The organism is Kribbella sp. ALI-6-A (assembly GCF_001984195.1).
In the GTDB taxonomy this organism is placed as follows: Bacteria; Actinomycetota; Actinomycetes; order Propionibacteriales; family Kribbellaceae; genus Kribbella.
Window position 1 is genome coordinate 278,684 of sequence record NZ_MTQN01000010.1, and the last position, 14,786, is coordinate 293,469.

Consider the following 14,786-nt stretch of genomic DNA (forward strand, 5'->3'; position numbering starts at 1 on the left):
AAGGAGGTCACATGCGCGACATCGCCGAAGCCCTGCTCGCGTTGCTCCCCGCCGATGTGGGCTACGCCGACGTCCGGGTGGTGCACCGCACGCACGAGCAGGTCCTGGTCGAGCTCGACGGGCCGGGCGAGGTCGGGTACGACGACTCGCTCGGCCTGGGGCTTCGGGTCGTGGTCGGTGGCCACTGGGGATTCGCCGCCACGCACCGGCTGGACCCGCGCGGTCTCGACGCCGTGATCACGCAGGCCGTCGGCCAGGCGCGGGCCGCCGGGGGAGCTGGCCGGGTCGCCCTCGGGTCGCCGGTCACCACCCGGGCGACCTGGTCGTCGCCGATGGCGGTGGACCCGTTCCAGGTCGCGCTGTCGACCAAGCTCGACCTGCTGTCGGCGACCGTGAAGGAGGCCTCGACCGCCGGACCGCTGGTCCGGCAGATCGAGGCCTCGGTCGACTTCTACCGCGACCACAAGGTGTTCGCGAACACCGAGGGCGCGCTGATCGAGCAGACCCTGACCGAGAGTGGCGGCGGGCTGCTGGTGAACGCCGGTGACGGCAACGACCTGCAGCGGCGCTCCTTCCCGCAGGGTGTACCGCGGCAGATCCGCGGCCAGCGCGGCGACTTCGCCACCGCGGGCTGGGAGCACGTCATGTCGCTCGGCCTGGTGGAGAACGCGTCCCGGATCGCCGCCGAGGCGGTCGCGCTGCTGACCGCGCCGCAGTGCCCGGACGAGGTCACCACGCTGATTGCCGGTAGCAACCAGTTGGCGATGGTGCTGCACGAGTGCGCCGGGCACCCGATGGAGGCCGACCGGGCGCTCGGAACCGAGGCGAGCCTGGCCGGCGGCACCTACGCGACCCCCGAACGCCGCGGCAACTTCCGCTGGGGCTCATCGATCGTCTCGGCGTACGCCGACGCGACGATTCCCGGCGGCCTGGGCTCGTTCGCGTACGACGACGAGGGCGTGCCGGCCCAGCGCACGCAGGTGATCAAGGACGGCATCTTCCTCGACTACATGTCCGGGCGGGAGTCGGCCGCGGCGCTCGGGCTGGAGTCGACCGGCGCGGCCCGCGCCGACGGCTGGCAGCGCCTGCCGCTGGTCCGGATGACGAACATCTGCCTGGAGCCGGGCGAGTCCTCGCTGGCCGAGATGATCGCCGGCACCAAGCGCGGGATCTTCGTGGAGACCAATCGCGGCTTCTCGATCGACGACCAGCGGATGTCGTTCCGGTTCACCACCGAGGTGGGCTGGGAGATCCGCGACGGCAAGCTCGGCCGGCTGCTGAAGAACTGCAGCTACGAGAGCGTCACGCCGAAGTTCTGGGCGAGCCTGGACGCGCTCGGTGGACCGGACGAGTGGAAACTGCACGGTGTCCCGTCGTGCAACAAGGGTGAGCCGCTGCAGGTCGCCCACGTCGGCCACGGCACGGTTCCCGGCCGTTTCCAGAAGGTGCAGGTGGGACGATGACGATCGAGCAGACCCAGGTCGAGCAGGCGCTGGAGATCCTCGGCGACGGGACCCGCCTGGACGTGCTCGGCGAGAACGCCGACCTGCTGCGCTACGCGGAGTCGGAGGTCACGGCGCAGCACAGCGAACGACGGCTGCGGGTGAGGGTGCGGATCAAGCGGGCCGGCCGGTCGGCCGCGGGAACGCTGGAGACGTTGGAGCCCGAAGCAGTCCGCACGCTGGCGGGGCGCTTGAACGCCGCGATGGCAGATCTCCCGGCTTCACCTGGTGCCGAGGAGACGCTGGAAGAGACCGTGGTTGCACAGTCTCCTGGTGAGGTCGAGAAGCCGGCAGCATCCGTGCTGGAGGCCGATCCGGCGGTTCGGCATCAGTGGTTCTCGACCGTACGGGACGGCTTGGGTGACTCCGCGAAGCTGGGCGGGGCGATTCGGTTCGACGTACTGGATCGGGTGGTGGCGAACTCGTCCGGGCTGTTCCGGGCCGAGACGTTGACCAAGGCGTCGATCCAGGCGATCGCCAAACAGGACGACCGGTCGGCGAGTGTGAAGCTCGTGCACCGCGACGCCGACCAGATCCGGGTCGAGGAGATTCCCGGGCGGTTGCGAGAAGCTCTGGCGCCACTGCCGGTGCGCGAGCAGCACCACGGCACCTGCCGGGTGCTGCTGAAGCCGCAGGCCGTGAACAGCCTGATCGCCACCTACGCCTTCTGGGCGCTCGGCGCGCACCACTACGCGACCGGCCGGTCGGCGGTCAGCGGCCGGATGGGTGAGCAGGTCGTCAGCGAGTTGCTCACCCTGGTCGACGACGCCACCGACCCGGCCGGACTGGTCAGCAGCTTTGATGCCGAAGGCAACATTCGCCGCCGGGCCCCGTTGATCGACCACGGCGTGCTGACCGGTGTCGTGTCCGACCGGCGCCGCGCGGGCCTGACCGGCGGCGTACCGACCGGGCACGCCGTACCGGACGGCTGGCGGTTCGGCGGTGACCCGGTTCCGTCGCACCTGCTGCTCGACGCGGGGGAGTCGACCGAGGACAAGCTGCTCGCCGAGACCGGCAGCGGCCTGGTGGTGAACCGGCTCGACTACCTGCGCGTGCAGCACCCGACCGAGACCCTCGTCACCGGCACCACGCGGGACGCGACGTACTGGGCCGAGGACGGGAAGCTGGTCGCCTGGCACCCGCAGCTGCGTTTCACCTTCCGGATGGACGAGGTGCTGAACGCCGTGATCGGGGTCGGCGCGACCCGCGAGATCTGCGACCAGACGTTCATGGACAGCATCGTCGTCCCGTCCCTGCTGATCGACGCCGGCCCTCTGGTCCTGTCCTGAGCGGCGTCACCTGTACCAGCAGCGCCCCGCGATGCGTGCTCATAACCCGCGGGGCGCTGCTGCTCCACCCCACCCAGGAGATCCGATGCCGACCGTGACGCCGCTGCTGAACGGCTACTCGCTGTCCTCGGACCAGGGCAACCCGGCGTTCTGCTCGGTCCTGCTGGTCGAGAGCGACGGTCGCCGGATCGTGTACGACTTCGGGCACGTCGGCCGCCGCCGGGCGCTACGCAACGCCCTGGCCGCCCGTGAGCTCGAGCCGGCCGACATCGACGCGGTCGTGCTGTCGCACGGTCACTGGGACCACATCCAGAACGTCGACCTGTTCGAGCAGAGCCCGGTGCTGGTGCACCCCGCCGAGCTGGAGTACCTGGCGAACCCGGCCGGGCCGCACACGCCTCGGTGGACCAGTTCGGTGCTGGCCGGCCTGAAGCTCTGCGAGACCGCCGAGGGCGAACAGATCCTGCCCGGCGTCCGCGTGATCGAGCTGCCCGGGCACACGCCCGGCTCGATCGGGCTCACCGTCGCGACCGATGACGGGACCGTCGTACTGACCGGCGACGCCGTACCGACGCTGGACGTACTGCGGTCCGGCAAGGCGTCCGGGCAGCCGGCCGATCGGGAGCAGGCGGACGCCTCGATCGCGCGGATCGCGGCGACGGCGGATTTCGTCCATCCTGGGCACGACCAGCTGCTGCGGCGCCGCGCCGACGGCGGGTTCGAGACAGCGGGGGCACGGGTGCCGTTGGCGTTCCGCGGTCCCGGAACGGTGTGAGTGGAGGAGTGACCGTGGAAACCGTCGCAGGCCGGACCCCGAGCATGATCGACGACCCGCCCGAGGTGGACATCGCCGCGGCCACCGAGTTGCTGCGCTCCCGGTACGGGATCGCGGCCGAACTGCGGATGTTGCGCAGCGAACGGGACCGCAACTTCCTCGCCGTCACCACCGAGGGCCGCGAGCTGGTGCTGAAGATCTCCAACACGGGCGACGACGCGGCCCAGATCGCGATGGAGAGCGCGGCGATGCGGCACGTTGCGGTGACCGATCCCGGGCTGCCGATCCCGCGGTTGCTGCCGGCCCTCGACGGCAGCTCGGTCGTGCTGACCGAAGCCGCTGACGGCCGCCGGCACCTGACCCGGTTGATGACGGTGATGCCCGGCCAGGTCGGCGATCTGGTCCGGCTGCCGAGCTGGTTCGCGGCGTCGTTCGGCACGATCTGCGCGCGGCTGGTCAAGGCGCTGCAGGGGTTCGGCGACCCGGCCGCCCATCGTCGTCTGGACTGGGACCCGCGGGTCGTCTCGTCGCTGCGCCCGTACGCCGACCGGCTGCCCGACCCCAGTCGCCGGGCCCCGATGCACCGGCTGCTGGACCGCTTCGAATCCTTGCCTGAAGCAACGAGACGACTGCCGGGCTTCGTCCTGCACGGGGACGTGACGCTGAGCAACGTGCTGCTCGGGGCCGACGGCATCGACGGCGTGATCGACTTCGGCGACATGCACCACACCGCGCGGGTCGCGGACCTGGCGATCAGCCTGACCTCGTTGCTGCGCGAGTCCGGCGACCCGTGGCCGGCGGCGCGCGACTTCCTCGACGCCTACCAGCGGGTGCTGCCGCTGGAACCGGATGAGGTCGAGCTGATCGGCGAGCTGGTGCTCGCGCGCTGTGCGGCGAGCACGCTCATCTCGGCCTGGCGGGCGCCGCTCTACCCGGGCAACGAGGAGTACCTGACCAGTCTGGTGGCGGGCAGCTGGCACGTGCTGGATCTGTGGGCGGATCTCGCGCCCGAGGAACTGGCGGCCCGCTTCCACCGGATCTGTGGCACCTCGCGGGTGATCGGCCCGGCGACCCCTGACCCGACGCTGCTCGATCGGCGCGACGCGGCCTTCGGCGGCCGCACTTTGTCGCCGCTGTTCTACCGCGAGCCCCTGCAGGTCGCCCGCGCCGAGGGCGCCTGGATCGAGGGTGCCGACGGCCGCCGCTATCTGGATGCCTACAACAACGTTCCGGTCGTCGGCCACGCGCATCCCGCGGTGGTCCAGGCGATCGCGCGCCAGGCCGGCGTACTGAACGTGAACTCGCGCTACCTGCACCCGCACGCGATCGAGCTGGCCGAGCGGCTGACCGCGTCGATGCCGGACGGGCTGGACACCTGCGTTTTCATGAACTCCGGCAGCGAGGCCAACGACCTGGCCTGGCGGATGGCGCGCATCGTCACCGGGCGGACCGGGGTGATGGCCGCCGATCTCGCGTACCACGGTGTGAGCGAGGCGACGGCCGCGTTCTCGACCAACACCTATCCGCCTGACGCGCGGCCGGCGCAGGTCGGCACGTTCGAGGCGCCGCGGGTGGATGCCGACGACCGGCAGCCGACCGGCGCGGACGCTCGGCAGCGGGTTCGGGCCGGTCGTGAACAGCTCCGAGGTCATGACGTCGCGCTGCTCGCCGTGGACTCGGTGTTCAGCAGTGCGGGCATCCTCACGCCGACCGGCGAGTTCATGCGCGGACTGCAGGACGAGGTCCGCGCGGCCGGTGGGTTGTTCCTGGCCGACGAGGTGCAGGCGGGCTTCGGCCGGGGTGGGCGCAACCTGTGGCGGTTCGCGGACTACGGCCTGACGCCGGACTTCGTCACGCTGGGCAAGCCGATGGGCAACGGTCATCCGGTCGCCGCGCTGATCACCCGGCGCGAGATCGCCGAGCAGTTCGCCGACGTGGACGAGTTCTTCAGCACCTTCGGCGGCAACCCGGTCTCCTGCGTCGCGGCGAACACCGTCCTGGACGTGATCGAGGAGTCGGACCTGGTCGCGCGCTCAGGGGTGATCGGTGCCGAGCTCGCCGCCGGACTGGCCGAGCTCGCGCCCTCACTGCACGACGGCGTCCGGGTCCGCGGCCAGGGTCTGATGGTCGGCGTGGACATTCCGTCCGAAGCGGGCATCACCGCGGTGGAACTCGCCGAGCGGTTGCGCGAGCACGGCGTACTGGTCGGGACGACGGGTCCTGGTGGTCGGGTTCTCAAGATCCGCCCACCGCTGATCTGGCAGGCGCAGCACGTGGAGATCTTCCTGGGAGCTTTCGCCGCCGCACTAGTCTGAGGCGGTGCGTGAACTAGTCGTGCTGGGCACCGGCAGCCAGGTGGCCTCGCGGGAGCGGAACCAGAACGGCTATTTCCTGCGCTGGGACTCCGAGGGGTTTCTGTTCGACCCGGGCGAGGGGACCCAGCGTCAGATGCTGTACGCCGGGGTCGCGGCCGGGGCGATCACGCGGTTGTGCGTCACGCACTTCCACGGCGACCACTGCCTCGGCGTACCGGGGGTGGTGCAGCGGTTGTCGCTCGACGGCGTGCCGCACCCGGTGCACGCGCACTACCCGGCGTCCGGGCAGGAGTACTTCACCCGGCTGCGGTACGCCGCGTCGTTCTTCGAGCGGGCCGAGCTCCGGGAGGAGCCGATCGAGGAGGACGGGCTGCTGTCGGTCGGCTCGTTCGGGCAGCTCTGGGTTCGGCGGCTCGAGCATCCGGTCGAGGCCTTCGGCTACCAGCTGGTCGAGCCCGACGGCCGGCGGATGCTGCCGGATCAGCTGGCGGCGTACGGCGTGCACGGTCCGGCGATCGGGCGGTTGCAGGCAGCCGGGTCGTTGGTGGTGGACGGGCGGACGGTGACCGTCGAGCAGGTCAGCGAGCCGCGCCGGGGACAGCGGTTCGCGTTCGTGATGGACACCCGGTTGTGCGAGGGCGTCTTCCGGCTGGCCGACGGTGCGGACCTGCTGGTGATCGAGTCGACGTACCTGTCCTCGGAGGCCACGCTCGCCCGGAACTTCGGCCACCTCACCGCGCGCCAGGCGGCCCGCGTCGCGCAGGAGTGCGGGGTGCGCACGCTGGTGCTGACCCACTTCTCCCAGCGCTACACCGAGATGAAGCTGTTCGAGGAGGAAGCGCGGGCCGAGTTCGACGGTGAGGTCGTGATCGCCGCCGATCTCACCCGGGTCGCGGTGCCGCCGCGCCGCTGAGCGGCGGGAATCTTCGCGCGGGCATTATGGTTGGACGCGTTATACCCGCGTAAGCAAGGAGATTTGCATGGCTGAGCAGTTGTACGGCGCCTCCCACGTCAAGGCCTACGAGGACAGCGACGGAGCGATCGGTGCGCAGTGGGGCGACCACGGTGCCGAGATCCTGATCCTGACCACGATCGGCCGCAAGTCCGGTGAGGAGCGCAAGAACGCGCTGATCTACCGCGAGGTCGACGGCGGCTACGCGGTCGTCTCCTCCAACGGCGGCGCGCCGGCCCACCCGGCGTGGCACTTCAACCTGCTCGCCGACCCGAACGTGAAGGTGCAGATCAAGGCCGACCGGTTCGCCGCCCGCGCCCGCGTGGCGACCCCGGAGGAGCGCGCGAAGATCTGGCCGAAGATGGTCGAGGTGTGGCCGGACTACGAGACCTACACCACGCGCACCGACCGCGAGATCCCGATCGTCGTTCTCGAACGCGCCTGACGTCGTTCGAAGGGCGGACCCGGTCGGGTCCGCCCTTCGGGGGCTAGCGCAGTCCGGCGAAGAACTCGCGCACGTCGGCGAGCAGCAGGTCCGGCTCCTCCAGGGCGGCGAAGTGTCCGCCCCGGTCGACGTCGGTCCACCGGACGATCGTGTTCTCCCGCTCGGCGTACCGGCGGATGCCGACGTCGTGGGCGAAGACGATCGCGGCGGTCGGCACGCCGGAGTTCTCCAGCGCCGCGCCCCACGCGCCGCCTTGCGCGTAGCCGACGTACGCCGCCGAGCCGGCCGAAGCGGTCAGCCAGTAGATCATCACGTTGGTGAGCAACGTGTCGCGGTTGATGAGCTGGTCCGGCAGCGTCGCCCGCGGGTGAGTCCACTCGCGGAACTTGTCCATGATCCAGGCCAGCTGCCCGACCGGTGAGTCGACCAATCCGTAGGCCAGCGCCTGCGGGCGCGTCGACTGGATCGCGATGTAGCCGAACTCCTCCTGCATGAACGCGCCGACCCGCGCGATCCGGTCCTGCTCCAGCGGCGTCAGCGTCGCGAGCTCGTCGTCCGGCAGCGGGAACGGCGGGAGCGCCGGTCCGCCGTTCACGTGAACGCCGACGACCCGCTCGCGATCGGCCCGGGCGACCTCCGGCGAGACCGCTCCGCCGATGTCACCGCCCTGTACGCCGTACCGCTGATAGCCCAGCCGGTTCATCAGCTCGGCCCACGCGCGTCCAATCCGGTCGGTGGTCCAGCCTTCGCTCGCGATCGGCGTCGAGAACCCGAACCCGGGCAGCGACGGGATCACCACGTGGAACGCGTCGGCCGCCGTACCGCCGTACGCGACCGGATTGGTCAACGGCCCGATCAGGTCGACGAACTCGACGAACGAGCCGGGCCAGCCGTGCGTCAGCAGCAGCGGCAACGCGTCCGGCTCGGCCGACCGGATGTGCAGAAAGTGGATCCGCTGCCCGTCGATCTCGGTCGTGTACTGCGGGAACTCGTTCAGCCGCTGCTCGGCCTTGCGCCAGTCGTAGTCGTCGCGCCAGTAGCCGACCAGTTCACTCAGCCAGCTCACCGGTACGCCGGTGTCCCAGCCGTCGCCCGGCAGGGGAGCGGGCAAACGGGCCTCGGTGAGCCGGCGCTGGAGGTCGTCGAGGGTGGCCTGCGGGACGTCGATGCGGAACGGGGTGATCGTCATGTCTTCGACTCTGTCAGCTGGTTAGGTCAGCTTCAGTCCTAGCTTGCTGAGAGACTTCTGGACATGTTGGAGACCTCGGCACGGCTGCTCAAACTGCTCTCGCTGCTGCAGACCCCGCGCGACTGGTCCGGCGAAACCTTGGCTCGCGAGCTCGGCGTCGGCGCGCGGACCGTGCGCCGGGACGTCGACAAGCTGCGCAACCTCGGCTACCCGGTCGAGGCGGTCGCCGGAGTCGCGGGCTACCGGCTCGGCGCTGGGGCGTCGTTGCCGCCGTTGCTGCTGGACGACGACGAGGCCGTCGCGGTGGCGATCGGTCTGCGCGCGTCGGCGGCCGGGGGAGTGGCCGGGCTGGAGGAGTCGTCGGTGCGGGCGCTGACCAAGCTGGAACAGGTTCTGCCGTCGCGGCTGCGGCATCGGGTCCGGCTACTGCAGTCGGTCGCCGTACCGGCTGCTCAGGGAGGGGTTGTCGATCCGGAGGTGTTGCTGGTCGTGGCCGCGGTGTGCCGGGACCATCAGCAGTTGCGGTTCGACTACCGGTCCCACGACGGTACGGCGAGCGTCCGGGCGACCGAGCCGCATCGGCTCGTCCACACCGGGCGGCGGTGGTACCTGACGGCGTGGGATCTCGATCGGGAGGACTGGCGGACCTATCGGTTGGACCGGATGACTCCCCGCATCCCGACCGGGCCGCGGTTCACTCCGCGCGAGGTTCCGGACCTGGCGGCGACCGGCGCCGGCATCGCGTCCGGGGCCTATCGCTACCAGGCGGTCTTTCGCCTGCGGGCCTCGGCGGCCAAGGTTGCCGACCGGTTGGCGTCGTCGGTCGCCACGGTCGAGGCCGTCGACGACACCACTTGCCTGGTCAGCACCGGCTCCAACTCACTGGACGAACTCGTGCTCTACATGGGCCTGCTGGGCTTCGCTTTCGAGGTCGTCTCACCACCGGAAGTCGCCGACCATGTCCGTGCCGTGGCGGCCCGGCTCGCGGGCGCTTAGTACTCGCGCGGCCTGGAATACCGACGCGGTGCTGTTGGGGTGCAACTAGGCTGCCGGCGTGAGCCTCGACATTCCTGACCAGGTCCGCAAGACGGTCGTGGCCGACGGGAACGAGGCCTGGTTGGACGAGCTGCCTGGCATGGTCGAATCGCTGGCCCAGGAGTGGTCTCTGCTGATCGGGTCCAGCTTCGCGGGCGGCCACGCCGCCCTGGTCGTCGAGGTGACGCTGGTCGACGGAACTCCGGCGGTCCTCAAGATCGGTGTGCCAGGTCGGGACGTCGGGCCGGAGGCCCTGGCGTTACGCCTGGCGGACGGAGAGGGATGCGCCAAGCTGTTGGGCGAAGACGTGGGTCGGCAGGCTCTTTTGCTGGAGCGCCTCGGGGCTCCGATGTACGACACCGTGGCCGACCCTGCACGCCGCCACAACTTGCTGTGCGACGTGGCAGTTCGCCTGTGGCGTCCGATCGGTCCCGACATCAACCTTCCGACCGGCGCGACGTTGGCTGAGCGGTACGCCGATCGGCTGCCAGAACTGTGGGAGCAGGCCGGGCGGCCGTGTTCACCGGCCACTGTGGCGGACGCGCTGAACTGCATGAATCGTCGTCGCCTCGCCCACGACGATCGGTCCGCGGTTCTGGTCCACGGTGATGTCCACGAGATGAACGCCCTGCGGGCGAGTGACGGCAGCTACAAGCTCATCGATCCTGCCGGGTTGCGCGCCGAACCGGCGTGCGATCTCGGCACCATCGTGCGGTGCAACCCGGACCTCGGCGACGACCTGTGGGTGCGGACTCAGCAGCTGGCGGCGCGCACGGGCGTGGATGCCACCGCCATTTGGGAATGGGGAACCATCCACCGAGTCGTCAGCGGCGTCTACGCCTGCAGCATCGGCTTTCAGCCCTTCGGCGATCTCCTGCTGGCGGAAGCGGATCGCCTCTCGGCGTAGTCACCGGACAGTGCGGCGGTCCGAGCTGGAGTACTAGGGTCGCACCTCATGGAAGACCAGTACGTCGAGACGGTGCTCGGGCGCATTCGCCTGCGGGTCGGGGGAGACGGGCCGGCGATCGTGTTCTGGCCCAGCCTGCTGATGGACGGGACGCTGTGGAACGCCCAGGCGGAGCACTTCGCCGGCCGGTTCCGCGTCGTACTGGTGGATCCGCCGGGGCACGGCGGCAGCAGCCCACTGCGACGGGGGTTCAGCTTCGCCGAATGCGCTCAGGTGGTGGTGCAGCTGCTCGATGCCCTCGGCATCGATCGGGCGCATCTGGTCGGCAACTCCTGGGGCGGCATGATCGGCGGCACCTTCGCCGCGCTGCACCCGGACCGGATCGATCGTGCGGTTCTGATGAACGCCACCGCTTCGCCGGCCGGCCTGCGGCACAAGGCCGAATACTCGGTGCTGGTCACGGCCGCCCGGCTTCTGGGTGGGATGCGTGGTCCGCTGGTCGACCCGGTCCGGGACGCCTTCCTGGGCCCGACCAGCCGGCGCGACCGTCCCGAGGTTGTTGCCTTCGTCAATGATCTGGCGCGACGTGCGGAGGTCGGGTCGGTCCGGCACGCGGTCACCAGTGTGGTGCCGCGCCGGCCCGACCAGCGGGAGCTGTTCGGCGCGATCAAGGCTCCAGTGCTGGTCGTCGCCGGTCGTGAGGACGCGACTTTCGCGGTCGCGGAGACGCGGGTGATGGCCGACGCGATTCCGGGCGCGACGTTCGCCGTACTGGAAGGCACCGCTCACCTGGCCGCGCTGGAGAACCCGGTCGAGGTCAACGCGCTGATCGATGCCTTCCTGGCGGGTCAGTAGTCCGTCGAGGTGCTGACGTGCGCCCACTGCTCGGCTTCCTCGGCGCGCGCGACCGACGACTTGCGGGCGGTCTCCAGCGCGTCCCTGCCGAGCAGTAGCCGCAGCGGCGGGTTGTCGAGGGCAACGATCTCGACGATCGCCCGGGCCGCCTTCGCCGGATCGCCCGGCTGCTTGCCGTCGTTCTCGCGGCGGTAGGTGTTGATCGCACCGACGGTGGATTCGTAGTCCGGGCCGACCGGCGGGATCGTCATCGACGAACCACCCCAGTCGGTGCGGAAGGCGCCCGGCTCGACGATCGTCACCTTCACGCCGAACGGCTTGACCTCGTTGTTCAGCACCTCGCTGAAGCCCTCGACGGCGTACTTCGCGGTCTGGTACGCACCCATGCCCGGCGTACCGCCGACCCGGCCGCCGATCGACGAGAACTGCAGGAAGTGGCCGCCGCGCTGCTCACGGAACACCGGCAGCGCCGCGCGGGTCACGTTGACGACCCCGAACAGGTTCGTCTCGACCTGGGCCCGGAAGTCGTCCTCGGCCATCTCCTCGATCGGCACACTGTTCGCGTAGCCGGCGTTGTTCGCCACCACGTCCAGGCCGCCGAACGCGTCCAGTGCGACCTGGACCGCCGCGCGGGCGGCCGCCGCGTCGGTCACGTCGAGCGCGACCGCGCGCACCTGGTCGCCGTACTTCGCGACCATGTCGTCGAGCTGCTCGGGGGTGCGGGCGGTCGCGACCACGCGGTCACCCGCCTCGAGAGCGGCCAGGGCGAGCTCGCGGCCGAGACCGCGGGAGCTGCCGGTGATCAGCCAGGTCTTGCCGTGGTCGGGCCTGCTGCCGGTTGCGTTGGGCCCACCGGTCATCGCACTGGGGCCATCACCGGTCTTTACAGAGGACATGTCGTCTTCCTCGCTTTCGCTAACTAACCGACTGGTTGGATACATCTCTAGGAAACACCCTTGCTGGCGATTAATCAACCGACCGGTTGGTTGCTACGCTGGACGGCATGGAGCGTGAGGTGCCGGGGAGTGGGGTCCGGGCTCGGCGGCGGCCGGAGCGGGTGCCGGGCGAGCCGGAGCGGGTTGCGGACGAGCCGGAAGGGGTGCCGGGCGAGCCGGAACGGGCACCGGGCGAGTCGGAAGAGGTGCCGGGTGAGTGGGAGCGGGTCCCGGGCGAGTCGGAAGAAGTGCCGGGTGAGTGGGAGCGGGTCCCGGGCGAGCCGGAACGGATGCCAGGCGAGCCGGGGTGGGTGCCGGGTGAGCCGGAACGGGTGCCGGGCGGGCCAGGGCGGGTGCCGGGCACGTCGGAACGGATGCCAGGCAAGCCGGAGCGGGTGCCAGGCAAGACTCGTGATGCCGAGCGGACGCGCCGGAAGATTCTGGCGGCGGCGACCGAGGAGTTCGCTCAGTTGGGCATCGCCGGGGCTCGGGTCAACCGGATTGCCGAGGTGGCCGGCTGCAACAAGGCGATGCTCTACGCGTACTACGGCAACAAGGACCAGCTGTTCGACGCGGTTTTCACGACGTACGTCGAGGCGTACCTGGCCGAGGTCGGGTTCAGCGCGGAGGATCTGCCGGCGTACGCGGGGCGGGTGTTCGACTACTTCGAGGAGCATCCCGAGCATCTGCGGCTGGCGGTCTGGTACCGGCTGGAGCGGCCGGGCAGTGCGCGGTTGGAGGTCGTGCTCGACGTCAACGCGGACCGGCTCGGTGAGCTGGAGCGGGTCCTGAGGTCCGGCGTCGTGTCGAGTGACTTCAGCCCGGTCGAGTTGCTGTCGCTGGTGCAGGCCATCGCGACCAGCTGGTCGTCGATGAACCCGGAGTTCGAGTCCGCGGTGCCCGGCCGGGCGGTCCGGCGGCGGGCGGTCGTCGAAGCGGTCCGGCGACTGCTGAAGTAGTTGCCTCCAGCACCTGTTTTCGGGTGTGGTCCGGAGCACACCGGATTCTCAGCTGTTTCCTCTGTTGGCCCGATGGAGTTCTCAGGTGGGCGAGGTCTACTCGGTCTCAGGAAGAACGAAGCCTGAGGAGGCGCAGGGACCATGGACGAGGGACAGCAGCAGGGGCCGGTACCGCAAGGGCCCCAGCAGCACTGGCAGCAGCAGGGATATCCGCCGCCCGGCTACGTGTCGTACGGGTACCCGCAGCCCGGTCCGTGGCAGGGACAGCCGTTTCAGCAGCCGCCGAAGCGCCGCCGCCGGATGCCGGCGATGATCGGCGCGCTGGGTCTGGCCGCTGTGCTCGTGACCGGGTCGGTGGCCTGGGGCATCGACCAGCACGCCGCGGCCCACTCCTCGCAGCTCGCCCAGGCCCTCAGCCCGGCGGACGTCGCGGCGAAGGTGTCGCCCGGGCTGGTGAACGTGAACACCGTGCTCGGCTTCGAAGGGGCCCGCGCCGCCGGGACCGGCATCGTGCTGACGCCCGACGGCGAGGTGCTCACCAATCACCACGTCGTCCAGGGTGCGACGCAGATCAGCGTGGTCGACGTCGGCAACGGCAAGACCTACCAGGCCAGCGTCGTCGGGTACGACGACAACCACGACGTCGCCGTCCTGAAGCTGAAGGACGCCTCCGGTCTGCAGACGGCCAAGATCGGCGACTCGTCCAGCGTGAAACTCGGCGACCAGGTGGTCGGGATCGGCAACGCCGGCGGCGTCGGCGGGCAGCCGAGCTACGCGGCCGGCAAGGTGACCGGGCTGAACCAGGCGATCACCGCGACCGACGAGTCCGGACAGGACCCGGAGAACCTGACCGGCCTGATCGCGACCGACGCGAACATCCAGGCCGGCGACTCCGGCGGCCCGCTGGCCAACACGTCCGGCGAGGTGGTCGGCGTCGACACCGCCGGCTCCGGCGGCTCCGGCAGCCAGAACCAGCCCGGGCAGACGGCGTTCGACCCCGGCAACCCCGGATTCGGCAACCCAGGATCTGGCGATCCCGGATTCGGCGACCCAGGATCTGGCAACCCAGGATCTGGCAACCCAGGATCTGGCAACCCAGGATTCGGCGACCCCGGATTCGGCAACGGCGGCTTCGGCGGCGGTCAGTCCCAGGGAGACGGTCAGGGCGACGGTCCGGGCAGCCAGGGCAACAGCCAGGGCAACACGACGACCCCGACCCAGGGCTTCGCGATCCCGATCAACCAGGCGATGGCGATCGCCGACCAGATCGAGTCCGGCCAAGCCTCGGCCGACGTCCACATCGGCGCCTCCCCGATCCTCGGCATCACGGTGCTCGCCAACGGCACCCAGGGCGCGGTCGTCAACGACGTGGTCGCCAACGGCAAAGCCGCCCAGGCGGGCCTGTCGGCCGGCGACGTCATCACCAGGGTCGGCGGTACGGCGGTCGACTCGGCCGACGCCCTGGCCACCGCGCTGAACGAGCACCACCCCGGCGACAAGGTCGCCGTCACCTGGATCGACCAGACCGGTCGGCAGCACACCGCCGACATCGAACTCACCACCGGACCGGTCCGCTGACGCCTCCCCCCACGCAGCGGACCGAACAAACCGGGCCCGGCCGGCGCCAC

At 70.4% G+C, this 14,786-nt stretch carries 13 protein-coding genes; 11 read left to right on the forward strand and 2 right to left on the reverse strand.

Annotated features, from left to right (window positions below; translation table 11 throughout):
* Window positions 1–11 precede the first annotated feature (11 nt).
* The 6 genes from BWI15_RS15645 (at window position 12) to BWI15_RS15670 (ending at window position 7,278) form a co-directional block, all read left to right on the forward strand.
* Window positions 12–1,463, forward strand: coding sequence for a TldD/PmbA family protein (locus BWI15_RS15645; RefSeq protein WP_077015146.1), 1,452 nt, complete (start codon window positions 12–14; stop codon window positions 1,461–1,463).
* On the forward strand, window positions 1,460–2,791 hold the full coding sequence (locus BWI15_RS15650; RefSeq protein ID WP_077015147.1) for a metallopeptidase TldD-related protein: 1,332 nt from the start codon (window positions 1,460–1,462) through the stop codon (window positions 2,789–2,791). The genes BWI15_RS15645 and BWI15_RS15650 overlap by 4 nt, the downstream gene beginning before the upstream one ends.
* Window positions 2,792–2,876: 85 nt before the next feature.
* Window positions 2,877–3,566, forward strand: a complete 690-nt coding sequence (locus tag BWI15_RS15655; protein WP_077015148.1) for an MBL fold metallo-hydrolase — start codon at window positions 2,877–2,879, stop codon at window positions 3,564–3,566.
* Between the two features lie 14 nt (window positions 3,567–3,580).
* Window positions 3,581–5,881, forward strand: coding sequence for an aminotransferase class III-fold pyridoxal phosphate-dependent enzyme (locus tag BWI15_RS15660; protein WP_143465621.1), 2,301 nt, complete (start codon window positions 3,581–3,583; stop codon window positions 5,879–5,881).
* A 4-nt stretch (window positions 5,882–5,885) separates the two neighbouring features.
* Complete coding sequence (locus BWI15_RS15665) at window positions 5,886–6,794, forward strand: ribonuclease Z (RefSeq protein WP_077015150.1); 909 nt, start codon at window positions 5,886–5,888, stop codon at window positions 6,792–6,794.
* 67 nt (window positions 6,795–6,861) lie between these two features.
* Window positions 6,862–7,278, forward strand: coding sequence for a nitroreductase family deazaflavin-dependent oxidoreductase (locus BWI15_RS15670; RefSeq protein ID WP_077015151.1), 417 nt, complete (start codon window positions 6,862–6,864; stop codon window positions 7,276–7,278).
* A 43-nt stretch (window positions 7,279–7,321) separates the two neighbouring features.
* Here BWI15_RS15670 and BWI15_RS15675 read toward each other — a convergent pair whose 3' ends face one another.
* Entirely contained in the window at window positions 7,322–8,467 is a 1,146-nt protein-coding gene (locus BWI15_RS15675) for an epoxide hydrolase family protein (protein ID WP_077015152.1), read from the reverse strand.
* 63 nt (window positions 8,468–8,530) lie between these two features.
* On the opposite strand from BWI15_RS15675, the gene BWI15_RS15680 reads away from it, so the two are divergent.
* Genes BWI15_RS15680 through BWI15_RS15690 form a run of 3 tightly spaced genes read left to right on the forward strand, consistent with a single transcriptional unit; the run spans window position 8,531 to window position 11,264 of the window.
* Window positions 8,531–9,463: a helix-turn-helix transcriptional regulator gene (locus tag BWI15_RS15680; RefSeq protein WP_077015153.1), complete on the forward strand. Its 933-nt coding sequence runs from the start codon at window positions 8,531–8,533 to the stop codon at window positions 9,461–9,463.
* A 58-nt stretch (window positions 9,464–9,521) separates the two neighbouring features.
* A complete protein-coding gene (locus tag BWI15_RS15685) occupies window positions 9,522–10,409 on the forward strand; it encodes an aminoglycoside phosphotransferase family protein (RefSeq protein WP_077015154.1) in 888 nt (295 codons plus the stop codon).
* Between the two features lie 48 nt (window positions 10,410–10,457).
* Window positions 10,458–11,264: an alpha/beta fold hydrolase gene (locus BWI15_RS15690; protein ID WP_077015155.1), complete on the forward strand. Its 807-nt coding sequence runs from the start codon at window positions 10,458–10,460 to the stop codon at window positions 11,262–11,264.
* Here BWI15_RS15690 and BWI15_RS15695 read toward each other — a convergent pair.
* Complete coding sequence (locus tag BWI15_RS15695; RefSeq protein ID WP_202817666.1) at window positions 11,258–12,160, reverse strand: oxidoreductase; 903 nt, start codon at window positions 12,158–12,160, stop codon at window positions 11,258–11,260. The genes BWI15_RS15690 and BWI15_RS15695 overlap by 7 nt on opposite strands.
* A 107-nt stretch (window positions 12,161–12,267) precedes the next feature.
* Between BWI15_RS15695 and BWI15_RS15700 the strand changes: the two genes are divergently transcribed.
* Together BWI15_RS15700 and BWI15_RS15705 are read left to right on the forward strand one after the other, a co-directional pair.
* Window positions 12,268–13,158 (forward strand): TetR family transcriptional regulator, encoded by an 891-nt coding sequence (locus tag BWI15_RS15700; protein ID WP_237771297.1) that lies wholly within the window; start codon window positions 12,268–12,270, stop codon window positions 13,156–13,158.
* Window positions 13,159–13,299: 141 nt separating this feature from the next.
* Complete coding sequence (locus BWI15_RS15705) at window positions 13,300–14,736, forward strand: S1C family serine protease (protein ID WP_077015157.1); 1,437 nt, start codon at window positions 13,300–13,302, stop codon at window positions 14,734–14,736.
* Window positions 14,737–14,786 lie beyond the last annotated feature (50 nt).